The sequence below is a fragment of the Labilibacter marinus genome, from assembly GCF_001659685.2.
GTDB lineage: Bacteria > Bacteroidota > Bacteroidia > Bacteroidales > Marinilabiliaceae > Saccharicrinis > Saccharicrinis marinus.
The window spans coordinates 1-16,107 of record NZ_LXYE02000019.1 but is presented as its reverse complement, the minus strand read 5'-3'; the positions used below and the strand labels follow the sequence as shown (position 1 = coordinate 16,107).

The 16,107-nt window shown below is 37.3% G+C and carries 15 protein-coding genes; 13 read left to right on the top strand and 2 right to left on the bottom strand.

The window, feature by feature from the left end:
• Position 1: 1 nt before the first annotated feature.
• Both hisD and hisG read right to left on the bottom strand, forming a co-directional pair.
• On the bottom strand, positions 2-1,285 hold the full coding sequence (gene hisD / locus A8L32_RS08130) for a histidinol dehydrogenase (RefSeq protein WP_075590293.1): 1,284 nt from the start codon (positions 1,283-1,285) through the stop codon (positions 2-4).
• Positions 1,286-1,360: 75 nt separating this feature from the next.
• Positions 1,361-2,218, bottom strand: a complete 858-nt coding sequence (gene hisG / locus A8L32_RS08125) for an ATP phosphoribosyltransferase (RefSeq protein ID WP_075590292.1) — start codon at positions 2,216-2,218, stop codon at positions 1,361-1,363.
• Between the two features lie 416 nt (positions 2,219-2,634).
• On the opposite strand from hisG, the gene A8L32_RS08120 reads away from it, so the two are divergent.
• The 13 genes from A8L32_RS08120 to A8L32_RS08060 all read left to right on the top strand — a co-directional run bounded on the left by A8L32_RS08120 (position 2,635) and on the right by A8L32_RS08060 (position 15,801).
• A complete protein-coding gene (locus A8L32_RS08120; RefSeq protein ID WP_075590291.1) occupies positions 2,635-3,585 on the top strand; it encodes a 4Fe-4S dicluster domain-containing protein in 951 nt (316 codons plus the stop codon).
• Positions 3,586-3,601: 16 nt separating this feature from the next.
• A complete protein-coding gene (gene nrfD, locus A8L32_RS08115) occupies positions 3,602-4,939 on the top strand; it encodes an NrfD/PsrC family molybdoenzyme membrane anchor subunit (protein WP_075590290.1) in 1,338 nt (445 codons plus the stop codon).
• 10 nt (positions 4,940-4,949) lie between these two features.
• Positions 4,950-5,879 (top strand): c-type cytochrome, encoded by a 930-nt coding sequence (locus A8L32_RS08110; RefSeq protein ID WP_075590289.1) that lies wholly within the window; start codon positions 4,950-4,952, stop codon positions 5,877-5,879.
• Positions 5,880-5,892: 13 nt separating this feature from the next.
• Positions 5,893-6,090, top strand: coding sequence for a cbb3-type cytochrome oxidase assembly protein CcoS (ccoS, locus tag A8L32_RS08105; RefSeq protein WP_075590288.1), 198 nt, complete (start codon positions 5,893-5,895; stop codon positions 6,088-6,090).
• An 18-nt stretch (positions 6,091-6,108) separates the two neighbouring features.
• Complete coding sequence (ccoN, locus tag A8L32_RS08100; protein ID WP_075590287.1) at positions 6,109-8,268, top strand: cytochrome-c oxidase, cbb3-type subunit I; 2,160 nt, start codon at positions 6,109-6,111, stop codon at positions 8,266-8,268.
• A 3-nt stretch (positions 8,269-8,271) separates the two neighbouring features.
• On the top strand, positions 8,272-8,475 hold the full coding sequence (locus A8L32_RS08095) for a hypothetical protein (protein WP_075590286.1): 204 nt from the start codon (positions 8,272-8,274) through the stop codon (positions 8,473-8,475).
• Positions 8,476-8,477: 2 nt separating this feature from the next.
• Positions 8,478-9,062: a cbb3-type cytochrome c oxidase N-terminal domain-containing protein gene (locus A8L32_RS08090; protein ID WP_075590285.1), complete on the top strand. Its 585-nt coding sequence runs from the start codon at positions 8,478-8,480 to the stop codon at positions 9,060-9,062.
• A gap of 91 nt (positions 9,063-9,153) precedes the next feature.
• Positions 9,154-10,512 (top strand): cytochrome c oxidase accessory protein CcoG, encoded by a 1,359-nt coding sequence (gene ccoG / locus A8L32_RS08085; RefSeq protein WP_075590284.1) that lies wholly within the window; start codon positions 9,154-9,156, stop codon positions 10,510-10,512.
• 30 nt (positions 10,513-10,542) lie between these two features.
• Positions 10,543-10,983: a FixH family protein gene (locus tag A8L32_RS08080; RefSeq protein WP_075590283.1), complete on the top strand. Its 441-nt coding sequence runs from the start codon at positions 10,543-10,545 to the stop codon at positions 10,981-10,983.
• A 3-nt stretch (positions 10,984-10,986) separates the two neighbouring features.
• Positions 10,987-11,742 (top strand): sulfite exporter TauE/SafE family protein, encoded by a 756-nt coding sequence (locus A8L32_RS08075; protein WP_083631227.1) that lies wholly within the window; start codon positions 10,987-10,989, stop codon positions 11,740-11,742.
• A gap of 131 nt (positions 11,743-11,873) precedes the next feature.
• Positions 11,874-14,258 carry a heavy metal translocating P-type ATPase gene (locus A8L32_RS08070; protein ID WP_075590282.1) on the top strand — a complete coding sequence of 795 codons (2,385 nt, stop codon included), beginning with the start codon at positions 11,874-11,876 and terminating at the stop codon, positions 14,256-14,258.
• Between the two features lie 57 nt (positions 14,259-14,315).
• Positions 14,316-15,044 carry a CDP-alcohol phosphatidyltransferase family protein gene (locus A8L32_RS08065; protein WP_075590281.1) on the top strand — a complete coding sequence of 243 codons (729 nt, stop codon included), beginning with the start codon at positions 14,316-14,318 and terminating at the stop codon, positions 15,042-15,044.
• Positions 15,045-15,159: 115 nt separating this feature from the next.
• On the top strand, positions 15,160-15,801 hold the full coding sequence (locus A8L32_RS08060) for a rhomboid family intramembrane serine protease (protein WP_075590280.1): 642 nt from the start codon (positions 15,160-15,162) through the stop codon (positions 15,799-15,801).
• Positions 15,802-16,107 lie beyond the last annotated feature (306 nt).

Below are 16,107 nucleotides of genomic sequence, written 5' to 3'. Positions count from 1 at the left end.
GTTATTTTAAAGAATTAAGTCTGATGGTAACTGCATTTTTATGGGCGTCCAATTGCTCGGTTGCAGCCATTACTTCAATAGCAGGTCCAATCTTTTTTAATCCTTCAGCAGTAATCTTCTGAAAAGTGATTTTCTTAATGTAACTATCTAAGTTTACACCACTATATGCTCGTGCGTATCCATGGGTAGGAAGGGTGTGGTTAGTTCCTGAAGCATAATCTCCCGCACTTTCGGGTGTGTAATTTCCTATGAATACGGAGCCTGCGTTGGTGATTTTATCCGCCACTTCATCTTCGTCTCGCATGGCTATAATTAAATGCTCAGGAGCGTATTCGTTTGTCATCTCAATCATCTCATTTTTATCCTTTAATAAAATGATGCGACTGTTTTCTAATGCTTTTTCTGCAATTTCTTTGCGCGATAATGTTTTCAGTTGCTTGCTTAATTCTTCTTGAACTTCAGCAATTAATGCTTTGCAGTCGGTAATAAATATCACCTGACTATCTATTCCGTGCTCTGCTTGGCTTAATAAGTCCGAAGCTATAAATGCGGCATTAGCTGACTCGTCGGCCATTACTTCAACTTCCGAAGGTCCAGCAGGCATATCTATGGCCACATCTTTTAGGCTTACTAATTGTTTAGCAGCTGTTACATAGCTGTTTCCTGGGCCAAAAATTTTATCTACTTTAGGTATCGATTCTATTCCGTAAGCCATAGAGCCAATTGCTTGTACTCCTCCTAGTTTAAATACATTTTTTACACCTATAAGAGAGGCGGCAAAAAGTATGGCAGGGTTTATTTTTCCTTCGTTGTTAGCGGGTGTACATAAAACTATTTGTTTGCATCCTGCTATGATGGCAGGAATAGCTAACATTAATACCGTAGAAAATAAAGGCGCTGTTCCACCAGGGATATATAAGCCTACTTTTTCAATGGGCATGCTTTTTTGGCGACATGTTACGCCGGGCATTGTTTCTACTATTTTTTCAGGAGATATTTGAGCTTGATGGAACTTTTCAATATTTAGTTTGGCCATATATATAGCCTCCTTAAGTTTTGATGATACTTGTAAACAAGCTTCATCCATTTCGTCTTTAGAAACTAACAGTGTTTCTGGTGCGTAACCATCAAATTTTTCAGAATAAGCTTTTGCAGCACTTTCACCATTTGCTTTTATATCATTCAATATATCTTGAACTGTATTAAACAAACCGCTCAAATCATTTTCGGGGCGTTGTAATAATTTAGCCCAATCGCTCTTCTGTGGATATTCAAATACCTGCATGTAGTAGATTATAAAGTTGGCTGAGTTTATAAAAACTCAGCCATTATTGTCAATTATATTATTCCTATAAAATAATTACAGAATCATTTTCTCGATTGGGAAGGTGATGATTCCTTCAGCACCATTTTCTTTTAGCTTTCCAATGTTTTCCCAAAATTGTTTTTCAGAAATAACCGAGTGGATAGAGCTCCAGCCTTTTTCTGCTAAAGGCAATACGGTAGGACTCTTCATTCCTGGTAATACTTTTACAATGGCTTCAACTTTGTCGTTTGGAGCGTTTAGTAAAATGTATTTATTTGAATTAGCCGCCATTACCGAGTTGATGCGGAATAATAATTCTTCTAATAAAGCTTTTTTCTCATCTGATAAACCATCTGCCTGAACTAATAAGGCTTCTGACTTCATCACCACTTCAACTTCCTTAAGGCTGTTCGCTACAAGTGTACTCCCTGAGCTTACAATATCAAAAATACCATCTGCTAAACCAATTCCTGGAGCTATTTCAACAGAACCAGCAATCTCATGAATGTCAGAATTAATTTTCTTTTCGTCAAAATACTTTTTAAGAATTACAGGGTAAGAAGTAGCTACTTTCTTATCTTGGAAGTATTCTAGTCCAGGGTATTCATCAGCTTTTGGAATAGCTAAGGAAATACGACATTTGCTGAAGCCAAGTCTTTTAGCAATAGTTAGTTCGAAGTTTTTTTCTTCTACTTCGTTTTCTCCAACAACACCTATGTCAGCTACGTTGTCAGCAATGGTTTGTGGAATATCATCATCACGTAAAAATAAAACCTCAATAGGGAAGCTAGGCGATTGAGCCACTAACTTACCACTACCAATGTTAAATTTGATTCCAGCTTCTTTTAAAAGCTTCATTGAATCATCGTGTAATCTTCCTTTTTTCTGTAAAGCAATTCTAAGTTTCTCCATGATGCGAATTCTTTGTTTCTATTTTTTGTTATTTAAATTTTTAGGCAAAAAAAAGAGGGCTTTCCATACGGTAAGCCCTCCTATATTATTATACACAACAATCCCGGCCCACCTATAGTAGATAAAAATGATGTCCGTGATGATGTGTGATATTTGTCATTGTTCTTTATTGAATCGATACAAAAGTAAGTCATAAATTTTAAAATCCAAATTTAAAATGAGGATTTAATGTTAATTTATAATTAAGCCGCTGGCTGCCTTATTCAGAAATAATATAAATTACCTATCAATTGTAAATGATAAAGGATATTGAACTAAATTAAAAGTTGAAATTTATATATTCGGCATCGCATTACCTAAATAGGTAAAGTGCCTAAATATAGAAGCATTTTAATAGAATAATTAAAACTAATATAATGAGTTCTGACGGTATTAAAAAGAATGAACTTGACAAGCAGCAAGGCAAAAATTCTAGACGGGATTTTATGCGAAAGCTGGGCTTGCTCGGAGTTGCAGCTACAACAGGTGCAGCAACAACAGGGTTTAAATCAGAAGAGTCTTCAAGCTCGGAATATGTTAAAGTACTAACTTCAGATAATAAGTTAGTAGAAATTCCAAAAAGTCAAGTGAAGGAAGTGAAGCTTGATACAGATGCATTACAAACACGCGGAAGAATAGGAATTGAAGGTAAGCGTTGGGTAATGGTTATTGATTTAGCTAAATGTAGAAATGCCAGAGAATGTGTAAAAGGTTGTCAGGAGCATCATCATTTACATCCTTACCAATACCATATTAATACATTGGTAATGCAGGATAACCCGCAGTCGGCACCTTACAATATGCCTAAACCATGTATGCACTGCGATAATCCACCTTGTGTTTCTGTTTGTCCTGTGGATGCTACATTTAAACGTCAGGATGGAGTTGTTTTAATTGATAACGAACGTTGTATCGGATGTAGGTTCTGTATGGCAGCTTGTCCTTATTCGGTAAGGGTATTCAATTGGGAAGAACCATTTCAGGCTCAGCTGTATAAAGAGGAGCCAATGGAATATGATGTGGAGATGAACGTGCCACAGAAAAAAGGAACGGTTTCAAAATGTTTGTTTAGTGCGGATTGCTTACGCGATGGTGAATTGCCAACCTGTGTGAGGGCTTGTCCTAATGAGGTTTTCTATTTTGGAGACCAAAATGAAGATGCTGTAACGAATGGAACAACACGCGAAACGGTGGTATTAAGCGATTTATTAGAAAAGAATGCAGGTTATAGATTGATGGAAGAGCTAGGGACAAAACCTCGCGTTTATTATTTGCCTCCAAAAGACAGAGTTTTTGAAGCACCTGAGAAACCAGATAATCATCACTAATCTATAAACCCAAAATATGTCTGGACATAATATTAAAATAAACAAAGAAAAGCTGGATAAAGTAGCCAAGGATATCCTTAAACCCGTTGGTTTTGGTCCTGGGTTTTTAACATGGATGTCTTTTTTAACCATGGCTTTATTGGCTTGTATTTACGCATATGTAATACAGTACCAAAAAGGGCTGATTGTTACAGGGATGCGTGATATGGTAAGTTGGGGTATGTATATTGCCAACTTTGTATTTTTTGTAGCCACCGCATTGGTGGGTATGTTAATAAGCGGAGTTATTGGTTTATTAGGTTATACCTGGATTAAGCCCATTACTCGAATAGCGGAAATTATTGCTGTTGCGTTTGCAGCTGTAGCAGGTTTGGTTATTGTTTCTGATATGGGACGACCAGAGCGATTGCTCAATGTGTTTATCCACGGAAGGGTTCAATCGCCTATCTTATGGGATGTTACTGTGGTAACCACTTATTTGGTCATCAGTACATTGTTGTATTTGCTGCCTTTAATTCCTGATTTAGCTATCGCTAGAGGGCGTATGCAGAATGCGCCTAAATGGATGATGAAGTTGTATGAAATTTTATCGTTTAAATGGACACATCATCCAAAGCAGTATAAGTTATTATTTAAGGCCACTAGATTATTAATCATATTGGTTATCCCTACCGCATTTGCAATCCATACAGTAACATCTTGGTTGTTGGCAGTTAACTCTCGTAGTGGATGGGATAGTACCATTTTTGGACCTTACTTTTTAACGGGAGCATTTGTAACAGGAATGGCAGCGGTAATTATAGCTGTATTCTTCTTCCGAAACAATTATAAACTGAGAGATTACCTAGGTGAATCTTTGTTTGATAAGATGGGTAAGCTATTAGAATTTGTTTGTGTTATCTATTTCTATTTTAACCTAAACGAATTTGTGGTGCCTGCTTATAAAATGAAAGAGTTTGATGCTATTCATATACATGAATTGTTTTTAGGTAAACATGCTATCATGTTTTGGTTTTCGCAGATATTTGGTTTATTAATTCCAATGGTGGTATTGTTATGGAAGCCATTCCGTAAACCATTGCCTTTATTTATTATTTCACTCTTTGTATTGGTTAGTGCTTGGTTAAAAAGATATATTATTGTTATCCCAACCATGGAGCATCCTTTTTTACCCGTACAAAATTTGCCTCATGAGTGGGTAGTGTATCAACCAACCATTATCGAAACAGCAGTTACCATTGGTTCTATTATAATGGGATTAATGATTATCTCTGTTTTAGCTAAACTATTTCCAGTAATTCCAATCTGGGAAATGGCGGAAGAAGAAGAAGGAACTAAGACTAAAATAATTTAAAACAGGAACAATGAACAAGTATTATTTAATCGTAGTAGTTTGTGTTTGTGCTGTTTTAAATGTTACAGCGCAAAATACATGGGTAGTTCCACAAGATCAGAAAGAAAAGCTGAGCATGGTGGAGTTTACAGAGTCCATGCAAAAGTCGGGAGCTGATGTGTTTGCAGGCAAGTGTACTGCATGTCATGGAACTCCAGGTAAGGGGAATTTTAACGCCTTATTAAATCCATCTCCAGACGACCCTGCCAGTGAGAAGTTTCAATTGAATACCGATGGTGAGCTATTTTATAAGATTAGTGAAGGTCGTGTAACAATGCCTTCTTTTAAAAGTGCTCTAAGCAAGGCTGATATCTGGAATGTGATTGCTTATGTGCGTAGTTTTAATACTACCTACGTTCAGGAAACGGCAGAAAAGATTGAAAGTAACATTCCTGAAGGAACTGTATTAAGTCTGAACTTAGATTATGAAGAAGAGAAAAAAGCTTTAAAGCTGAAGCTTACAGGAACACTGAATGGAGAAGAGAGTGTTGTTGGCGGAGTGGAGGTTACCTTGGCTGTTGAAAGGTATTTTGGTAATCTAAAGATTGGCGAAGGTAAAACAACTAATAAATCAGGTTTAGCTTATTTTATCTTAAATGATGAAATTCCAGGTGATTCAATAGGTAATGTTAAGTTGATAGCTCAGGTAGTAGAAACTGAGTTGTATGGAGATATAAAAACAGAAAAGACCTTACAGATTGGTGCGGTTAACAATAAACCTGCATTAAATGCTGAAAGAGCCATGTGGAATACTGTGAAAAAAGCTCCATTGTGGATTATCTTTGGATATACGGGTTCTGTTTTAGCCGTCTGGTTTTTTATCTTTTACGTATTGTTTGTAGTTAAAAAGATATACGCTTTAGGTAAAGAAGATATACCTGAAGACCAAAAAGTAATATAATTAATAGGCAGTCATGAACATACTTTATTTATTAGTTGGAGTAAGTTTACTGGCTGCACTTTTCTTCTTGGTGTTGTTTATTTGGGCAGTTAAGTCAGGTCAGTACGAAGATACTTATTCGCCATCAGTGCGTATTTTGTTTGATGATGATGAAGTGTCTGAAACAAACAAAGAGGAGAAAACACAAGTAAGTGATAAAGAAAAAAAGTAAACCCTATCGCATATAAATATGGAGATACAAAAGTTTAAATACGATAATGCAACGGTAAGAAATTTTACTATTGCAACCATAGTTTGGGGAGCTGTAGCTTTAATTGTTGGTTTGTTAGCGGCTTTGCAGTTAGCTTATCCTGCTTTTAACCTCGGACTCGAATATACTTCCTTTGGAAGGGTAAGACCTGTGCATACCAATGCAGTTATTTTTGCATTTATTGGTAATGCCATGTTTGCTGGTATTTATTATTCATTACAGCGTGTTTTAAAAGCGCGCTTATTTAATGATGTAATTAGTAAGGTTCATTTTTGGAGCTGGCAGTTAATTATTGTACTAGCGGCCGTTACACTTTTGCTTGGTTTTACAACCGGTAAAGAGTATGCTGAATTAGAATGGCCAATTGATATTTTAATCGCTGTATCTTGGGTACTGTTTGGTTGGAATATGATTGGAACCATTATCAAGCGTCGTGTGAAGCATATTTATGCAGCCGTTTGGTGGTATCTAGCTACTTTTTTAGGGGTAGCTGTTCTACATATTGTTAACTCTATTGAGTTGCCCGTTTCATTATTCAAGAGTTATCCTATCTATGCCGGAGCACAAGATGCTTTGGTACAATGGTGGTATGGTCATAATGCAGTGGCATTCTTTTTAACTACGCCTTGGTTAGGGCTGATGTATTATTATCTGCCTAAAGCTTCAAACAGACCGATTTACTCGTATCAATTATCCATTATTCACTTCTGGACATTGATATTCTTATACATGTGGACAGGGCCTCATCACTTGTTATATAATGCCTTACCAGATTGGCTTCAAGCTTTAGGAGTAACCTTCTCTATCATGCTAATTGCACCTTCGTGGGGTGGTATGATAAACGGGTTGTTGACCTTGCGTGGAGCGTGGGATAAAGTGCGAGATAGAGCGGACTTGAAGTTTATGGTAGTCGCATTAATTGCCTACGGTATGGCTACTTTCGAAGGGCCAATGATGTCCTTGAAAACTGTAAATTCTATCAGTCACTTTACGGATTGGACAGTGGCTCATACTCATATTGCAGGTATGGGATGGAACGGAGGATTAATCTTCGGTATGTTCTATTGGTTAGTGCCTAAGTTATTTAAAACAAAGCTATTCTCTAGCAAACTAGCGAATGCTCATTTTTGGGTAGCTACATTAGGTATTTTAATGTTTGCTATTCCGTTGTATTGGGCAGCCATTACACAATGGTTAATGTTGAAAGAATATACACCAACGGGTTCATTAGCTTATCCTAACTTTTTAGAAACAACTATTCAAATACTACCTATGTATGCCTTTAGGATTGTAGGTGGAGTGTTGTTCTTTGCAGGCTTTGTGTTGTTTTTATATAACATCATGAAAACAATGAAGGCTGGTGAAATGGTTGCCGATGAGGAAACTGAAGCTCCAGGTCTAGAAAACCCTAAGAAACGTAATGTAGCAGGAGAAACGGTTCATAGATGGTTAGAAAGAAGAGGAGTTCGTTTTGCCGTGTTTGTATTTATTGCGGTGGCCATTGGTGGTGCAGTTGAAATTATTCCTTTGATGACGGTTGAGTCTAATATTCCTAAAATATCTACGGTTACGCCATATACGCCATTAGAATTGGCTGGGCGCGATATTTATATTTCGAATGGTTGCTATAATTGCCACTCGCAACAAATTCGTCCGTTACGATGGGAAACAGACCGTTATGGCGAGTATTCAAAAATTGGTGAGTTTGTTTATGATCATCCATTCCAATGGGGTTCGCGCAGAACGGGTCCAGATTTAGCTAGAGCAGGTTATTTAGGTGATGTTTCTATTGGAGGATCTACTACTTATAAAACAGCAGTTTGGCATTATAACCATTTTATGAAGCCATTAGAAATGAATCCGCAATCTATTATGCCCGCTTACCCGTGGTTTGCGGAAAATGAGGTGGTGATGGATTTGATTCCTAAGAAAATTAAAGTGATGAAAACCTTGGGAGTGCCTTATAGAGATGGTTACGAAGAGGTGGCTGTTGAGGACTATATGAAGCAGGCTAATAAAATTGTAAATGACCTTAAGGCATCGGGCATTGAGGTTGAGCCAACGAAAGAGGTGGTTGCGATAATTGCATATTTACATAAGCTAGGTAGAGATATTTCAGGTGTTGAAGAAGAAAAGTAAGATATGGGATTTGTAAGTGAAGTTTTAAAAGATGTAGATGGAATACAATGGTATTATATTATCGGAATATCGATTTTTATAGCCTTGTTCATTGTTATCGTATATAAAACAATACGAACGCCAAAGTCAAATTTCGTTCAATATAAAAATGCCATATTAGAAGATGATATGGCAACTGAAAATCAACAAAATAATCAAAACGAATAGGCATGAGTCAAGATAATAATAAAGACCCTAAAGATTTTCATGACGATATCGAATCGCATGACTATGATGGAATAAAGGAGCAAAATAACCCAGCTCCATTCTGGATTACCTTATTGTTTTTAGTAACTATTGGGTTCTCCTTGTTTTATGTGGTGCATTACTTTGGTTATCCGGGTAACGAGCGCGATCAGGCTAGTGAGTATGCTAAGTCGGTAGCGGAGTTTGAAGCAGAGCAGGCCAAGTTAAAGGCCGCTAATAAAGCTAATATGCCAGAGTTGAGTGAAGCAGAGATGATTGCTCAAGGTAAAGAGTTGTACGTAAAAAATGCCTGTATGGCTTGTCATGGAGCTAGTGGAGAAGGGAATACTATTGGTCCTAACTTAACGGATAATCATTGGATTAATGGCTGCAGTGTGGAAGATGTAATGGGTGTAATAGCCAACGGTAGGCCAACTAAAGGTATGACTCCATACAAAAGTATGATGACGGAAGAAGAGATTAAGTATGTAGCTGTTTATATTTTAAATGATTTGGTTGGCTCTAGTCCTGCTAATCCTAAAGATCCTCAGGGAGAAGAATGTAAGTAGTATACGTAAATACAAAATATCAAGAAATAAATAAACCCAGTTAGCATTTCAAATATGAAAAGTTAACTGGGTTTGTGTTCAACTAAAACCTATGGCAACTCAAAAACAAAAAACTTTTCGAGAAAGACCCGATACGATAGATGATCAGGGAAACAGAAAGTGGATTAAAGTACGTCAGCCCAAAGGAAAATGGTATACACGACGAACTGTGGTGGCTTCATTTTTATTATTATTCTTTATTCTGGCACCTATCATTAAAATTGGCGGTAAGCCTTTTATGTTGCTGGATGTTGTGAACCGTAAATTTCATTTGTTTGGAGCAACAGTATATTCACAGGATACGGATATTATGGCGATTGTAATGGCGGTTACTGTTATTTTTGTGGTACTGTTTACGGTTGTGTTCGGAAGGTTTTGGTGTGGTTGGGCTTGTCCGCATACGGTTTTTATGGAAATGATTTATCGAAGAATTGAATATCTTTTTCATGGAAATTATCAGCGTGGTCGTAGAGCAAAAGTACCTAGTAGGTTTGCTGTTGCCATAAAATATGTGCTGTACTTCTTGGTTACTTTGTTTTTTACCAATGTATTTATCATGTGGTTTACGGGCCCCAAAGGATTGTTGATTATTTGGAAGAGCCCTTTCCATGAGTATTGGCAAGTGTATACAGCTATGTTTGTAGTTACTGCAGTTTACTTTTGGATTTATGCCTACATCCGTGAGGGTGTTTGTACTTTGTTTTGCCCCTACGGAAGAATGCAAGGTGTATTGCTCGATGCAAAATCGATTACAGTAGCCTATGATTATAAACGAGGGGAGCCCCGAAGGATAAAAGGTGACTGTGTAGATTGTGGTGGTTGTGTTTCTGTCTGTCCTACGGGTATTGATATTAGAAACGGTACTCAGTTGGAATGTGTGAATTGTACGGCTTGTATCGATGAGTGTAATATTGTTATGCGAAAGATGAAAAAGCCAGAAGGCCTAATTCGCTTTGCATCAAGCTATAGTGTTGAAACAGGCAAGAGCAGTATTAAGAGCTTAAGAACCTATGCCTATAGTGGTGTGTTGTTTATTCTTCTGGTAGCTTTAGTTGTTGCCATTTCTGGAAGAACAGCGGTGGATGCTTCCTTGTTAAGGATGCCAGGTACCATGTATCAAGAGGCGAGTGCAGATACAATTTCTAATATTTACCAGTTGAAAGTGGTAAATAAAACAGAAGGCTTTAAAAATATTGAGCTAAAGTTTCTACGTCCTAATAATAGTGCCTTTTTTCTGTCGGAACATCCCATAAAGTTAAATGAGAATGGTAGCTTTGATGGTGTGTTAATCTTAAAGCAGGCTAAGTCTGATATTAAAACGAAGAATGCACCTGTTGAGCTAGGCTTGTATTGGGATGGCAAGTTGTTGGAAACAACAGCGGCTACTTTTATAGCGCCCAAACCAGAATAATTAATATTGAATTAAAAACAAGATTAAGAGATGAAGTTTACTTGGGGACATGGAATAATAATCTTTTTTATCATTTTTTTTACCTGGATTATATCCTTTGTTGTTTTTACGTTTAGTGAGAATAACGACTTGGTAACAAAGGATTATTATAAGCAAGGGGCAGAATATTCTAAACAAATAGATATTAATAAGCGCTCTGCTGTTTTTAAAGATAGTGTTGCGATAAAAAATGTGAATGATGCTGTGCAGATTCTTTTGCCATCATCTATTGCTTCCTTAAAAACTGAAAAGGAAGTCTATTTCTATCGTCCATCTGCAGAGAAGGATGATAAGCGATTAACGATTAAGCAAGGTGAAGGAGCATTGACTATTCCTAAAAGTGAATTAGTACTAGGTCGTTATATTGTGTCTGTGTCCTGGTTTAAGGATAATCAAAAGTACAGTGTTTCAAAAGATTTTAGAGTCAGATAAAAAATGGAAATAATCATTTCAGGATTTGTTTTAGGACTAATGGGTAGTTTGCATTGTGCAGGTATGTGTGGTCCTATTGCTTTAAGTTTGCCCCTGTATGGTAAGGGTGCTGGAACGAAAGCTTTCGGTGGTGTTATGTATAATGTGGGGCGTACTATCACTTATGGTATTATGGGAGCTATTTTTGGAATGATTGGTCAAGGCTTGTCTTTGGTGGGGTTTCAACAATGGGTTTCAGTAATTATGGGAGCACTCATGATTATCTCGGTGTTGATACCATCCGTATTTAAGAATGTGAATACAGGTAATATTCCTATTGCTGGTATGGTACGAAAAGGCATTCAAAAGTTGTTTGTAAAGAAGTCCTTTGGTCGTCTGTTTTTTATTGGTTTACTGAACGGTTTGTTACCTTGTGGTTTGGTTTATCTGGCTATAGCAGGCGCAATAGGAACGGGAGATGTATTGACGGGAACCCTGTTTATGATATTGTTTGGTTTAGGAACGCTGCCTATGATGTTGGCTATATCTATGCTCGGAAATATGGTGAGTATTGCAATTCGTGAAAAGATAAATAAAGTGATTCCTGTTTTAGTGGTAATTATTGGTATCATTTTTATATTGCGCGGATTGAGTTTAGGTATTCCGTATTTAAGTCCGCCAGAAAAGAAATTGAACCCTCAAATTCATATGGAGAAAGTGCAAGAAGATGCCAGTGAGGCCGTTAAAAAATCCTGCTGTCATGCCGAGGATGATGATTAGGGAATAATATTGTTCTTGCTTTCGGAGAATGGAAAAAGGAGAAGGGGAACCGGAAAAACAGAAAAGGTCTATAATTACTACATAATTTCAAATTTATACAGTCTTTCGTCTAAAAAAAAGCCTAAATATAAATGGATAATAAGTGTGTGCATTGCGGAGCTGATTGCGGCAAGAGCCCAATTGTGTGGGAGGAGAAGAAGTTCTGCTGCAACGGGTGTAAGTCGGTATATCAATTGCTTAATGATAGCCAGATGCAGCAGTATTATGAGTTTCAGCAGCAGCCCGGAATTCGTTTAAATGATGCACCACATCTCAGCAAATACGCTTATCTCGATAAAGAGGATGTCAAAGAAAAGCTATATGAGTTTTTTGATAATGACATTGCTAAAGTCACTTTATATATACCATCTATCCATTGCGCCTCATGTATTTGGTTGCTCGAGCATCTGAATAAATTGAGTAAGGGCGTTAAACATGCGGCCGTTAATTTTGTGCAGAAAAAATATACGGTCACTTTCAATACAAAGGAAATTTCGCTTCGGGAATTGGTAGAGCTCTTAGTTTCTATACATTATGTGCCTGACGTATCTTTACAAGATTTAGATAATAAAGGCGAGAAGAAATCGCAAAACAAAGCGCTGTTATATAAGATTGGTGTTGCAGGCTTTGTATTCGGAAATGTGATGTTGTATAGTTTGCCAGAATATTTTAACGGCGAAGCTATTGAAGGTTCCTTTGGTTCCTTTTTGTACTACCTGATGTATGTGCTCACTTTCCCGTTGGTGTTCTATAGCGGATGCGATTACTTGATCTCTGCTTCGAAGAATCTGGTTAAAGGGATCGTGAATATTGATTTGCCCATTGCCATAGGCATCTTGGCCTTGTTCTTTGTTACCAGTTACGAAGTGCTGATGGGCATTGGTCCTGGCTATTCCGATAGTCTTTCTGGTTTCTTGTTTTTCTTGTTACTGGGGCGCTGGTATCAGAGCAAAACCTATCAGGCCTTGGCTTTTGATAGAGATTATAAATCATATTTTCCAGTAGCTGTTACGCGCTTAAACGGACAAGAGGAAAGTGTGCTGCTCGAAGAAGTGAAAGAGGGTGATTATCTATTGATACGAAATAAAGAATTAATACCTGCCGACTCTATTCTGGTTGAAGGAGATGCACTGGTTGATTATAGTTTTGTGACGGGCGAATCTGCTCCTGTGCTCAAAAAGAAAGATGACTTCCTTTATGCAGGCGGTGTGCAGACGGGTGGTGCGATAACCATTAAGGTGAATAAAGAAGTAGCTCAAAGTCACCTGACTCAGTTATGGAACCAAAGCGAGAATGGACCTGTCAACTCAAAGTCTTTAACCTCGCTGGTGGATAAAATAAGTGGTAAATTTACTTTGGCCGTTATTATTATTGCCATTGCAGGGTTTGCTACCTGGTTTTATATCGATAGTTTTAAGGCTGCCCTTATGGTGCTCACCTCGGTGCTTATTGTAGCTTGTCCTTGTGCTTTGGCGCTTTCTATTCCGTTTACTTTTGGGAGTTCCATGCGTATTTTTGGAGAGAAGGGCTTGTACATTAAAAATACTGAAGTTATTGAGCGACTAACGCATATTGATACCATTGTATTTGATAAAACGGGCACCTTAACGCGGCCAGAAGAAAGTAATGTGGAGTTTCATGGAAAACCATTATCCGATGAGGAGTTGAAGATGGTCGTTTCGTTGGCAAAGCAGTCCACACACCCTTTAAGCAATGCTATTAGTTCTTTTTATCAGGATATTAACACGCTGGAAACGAAGGCTTATACTGAGGTTGCAGGAAGAGGTGTGTTTGCCAAAGTAAATGATGTAGCGGTTCGTTTGGGAGCCTTGGAATATGTAGCTGATAATGCAGGTGAGAAAAATAGTGCACAGGCTTCTGCGGTTTATATCTCTATCAATGGAGAGCTGAAAGGTTATTATAAGATCGGGAATAAGTATCGTACTGGAATTGAAAAAGTATTGGGTAAGCTAAAGCTGAAGTATACGCTTTATATGCTTTCTGGCGATAATGATTCGGAAAAGGAGAATTTGGCTCAGATGATGGATGAGGACAAGTTGCATTTTAACCAGAAGCCGCAGGATAAAATGAATTTTGTTAGCAAACTTCAGCAAGAAGGGCGGTCGGTTTTAATGACGGGTGATGGTTTAAATGATTCAGGAGCTTTTATGAGTAGTGATGTGGCGCTTTCCTTGGCCGATGATATTTACCACTTTTCACCAGCTGGCGATGCTATACTCGAAGCGGCTAAATTCGAGAAGTTTCATCAGTATATTCGTTTTGCGCAGAAAAGTTTAAGCATAGTTAAGCAAAGTTTTTTAATTTCGTTCTTCTATAACGCCATTGGGCTTGGCTTTGCCATCAGCGGAAATTTATCTCCCGTTATTGCGGCCATACTAATGCCGGTAAGCTCTATAACGGTAGTGGCTTTTACCACATTTAGTACTCGCCTTTATGGCAATAGAATTTTAAAATAAACCCCGGTACAGGTGTTGGATGGAAATCTTGATACTTGATACTTGATACTTGATACTATGTCGATAAAAAAACATATCCCTAATTTTTTAACGAGCCTGAATTTATTCTGTGGAGCCTTAAGTGTGTTCGCTGGCTTTCATGGCTTGTTGCAAGAAGCTTCTATTTTATTATTTGTAGGTGCGCTATTCGATTTTTCGGATGGTTTTGCTGCCCGGGCTTTAAAGGCCTATTCGCCTATGGGTAAAGAGTTGGATTCTTTAGCTGATATGGTGAGCTTTGGTTTTGCGCCTATGGTAATGTTGCATATGATGCTTAAAAAAGTGATGCTAGGTGCCTTTGATGCTGACTTTTTTGCAGCAGAATTAACTACGCAAATTTTGCTCATCTCCCCATTTGTAATTACTGTATTTTCTGGATTGCGATTGGCTAAGTTTAATGTAGATACGCGTCAGAGTGAAAGTTTTATTGGTTTAACCACTACAGCTACAGGCATGTTTTTAGCTTCCTTAGCTTTTGTTTTTGTAGGAGAAAGCAATTGGTTGTCAGACTTAATTCACAATCAATGGTTACTATTGTCCTTTGTGCCAATATTCTCTTTTTTGTTGGTGTCAGAAGTACCCATGTTCTCGCTTAAGTTTAAAAACTTCGGACTCAAAGATAATGTGGATAAATACACCCTACTGCTGGCAAGTGTGGTTCTCCTTATTCTATCTGGTATGGGAGCAATAGCTTTGGTCATTGCACTGTATGTTGTGTTTTCGTTGGTAAAGTTGGTTGTTGGTTGAAGTTGTATAGTATTTATGGGTAATCAGACCGAAATAACACATAAAATGTTTAACTAAAATGAAGACAGTTTATTAATATAGAACTAAGTTGAAAAAAACAATAAATAAATTTTAGATGCCAATATTTACTATCATTTTAATAGCTGCCATTACTGCAACAACAATATATGCATTTAATCATTCGGATTTCTATGATAAATACTCATTTAACGTTGGGGCTATAAAGAATGAGAAGGAATACTATCGGATAATTACCTCTGGGTTCATCCATGTAAATTATACTCATCTTATTGTTAATATGATTTCTTTATTTTCATTTGCTGAATTTATTGAAATAGAATACTCTTCAAGAGTTGTTTTCTTATCATTCTTGTTTAGCGTAATAGGTGGAGGAATATATAGTCTTTTTAATAATTGGAAAAACGATTTGTATTCAGCAGTTGGGGCTTCAGGTGGAGTTTGTGGAATTATTTATTCCTCAATATTTCTTATGGAAAGTGGAAGTATATATATAATGTTTATACCCATTCCTGTTCCTGACTATGTATATGCTGTTTTATTTATTTTAGTTTCTCACTACTTAATGAAAAAAGGAACTGACAACATTGGACATGATGCTCATATAGGGGGTGCTTTTACAGGAATCTTATACGCTATTTCTGTTATTCCCTGGGTTTTCATGCAAGAGATTTATCTTATCTTGGCTATGTTTTTACCTTTTGCCCTTTTGTATTTCTATGATAGATATTTTGGGTGATATATATAGCAGTAATGATAGGTGAAAAAAAGGTAACCAGCCCATAATGCGCTAGGGTAAAGTATGTGGGGGTCTTTGTTTTTCGATAGGTTATCTAGTTTTTGAACACCACCAAATCTTTGATGTAGGTTACGATGTGGGCAGATATAAAATGACTGGTGATTACGTTCATCCTAAGGATTTCAGGACAAGCTTTCCTAAGTTGACCAGAAAATATTAATAATATCCTGTATGTATGTCAATAAAATACCTCCCAGGTTTTTAAAACCTGGGAGGTTTGTCACGGCAAACGCATTTAACTATTAC

Coding starts and splice junctions, on each gene's coding strand:
- A8L32_RS08095 (WP_075590286.1), top strand. CDS start 8,272: ATGGGATTTGTAAGTGAAGTTTTAAAAGATGTAGATGGAATACAATGG.
- A8L32_RS08075 (WP_083631227.1), top strand. CDS start 10,987: ATGGAAATAATCATTTCAGGATTTGTTTTAGGACTAATGGGTAGTTTG.
- A8L32_RS08065 (WP_075590281.1), top strand. CDS start 14,316: ATGTCGATAAAAAAACATATCCCTAATTTTTTAACGAGCCTGAATTTA.
- A8L32_RS08120 (WP_075590291.1), top strand. CDS start 2,635: ATGAGTTCTGACGGTATTAAAAAGAATGAACTTGACAAGCAGCAAGGC.
- A8L32_RS08090 (WP_075590285.1), top strand. CDS start 8,478: ATGAGTCAAGATAATAATAAAGACCCTAAAGATTTTCATGACGATATC.
- nrfD (WP_075590290.1), top strand. CDS start 3,602: ATGTCTGGACATAATATTAAAATAAACAAAGAAAAGCTGGATAAAGTA.
- ccoN (WP_075590287.1), top strand. CDS start 6,109: ATGGAGATACAAAAGTTTAAATACGATAATGCAACGGTAAGAAATTTT.
- hisG (WP_075590292.1), bottom strand. CDS start 2,218: ATGGAGAAACTTAGAATTGCTTTACAGAAAAAAGGAAGATTACACGAT.
- A8L32_RS08110 (WP_075590289.1), top strand. CDS start 4,950: ATGAACAAGTATTATTTAATCGTAGTAGTTTGTGTTTGTGCTGTTTTA.
- ccoS (WP_075590288.1), top strand. CDS start 5,893: ATGAACATACTTTATTTATTAGTTGGAGTAAGTTTACTGGCTGCACTT.
- A8L32_RS08060 (WP_075590280.1), top strand. CDS start 15,160: ATGCCAATATTTACTATCATTTTAATAGCTGCCATTACTGCAACAACA.
- hisD (WP_075590293.1), bottom strand. CDS start 1,285: ATGCAGGTATTTGAATATCCACAGAAGAGCGATTGGGCTAAATTATTA.
- A8L32_RS08070 (WP_075590282.1), top strand. CDS start 11,874: ATGGATAATAAGTGTGTGCATTGCGGAGCTGATTGCGGCAAGAGCCCA.
- A8L32_RS08080 (WP_075590283.1), top strand. CDS start 10,543: ATGAAGTTTACTTGGGGACATGGAATAATAATCTTTTTTATCATTTTT.
- ccoG (WP_075590284.1), top strand. CDS start 9,154: ATGGCAACTCAAAAACAAAAAACTTTTCGAGAAAGACCCGATACGATA.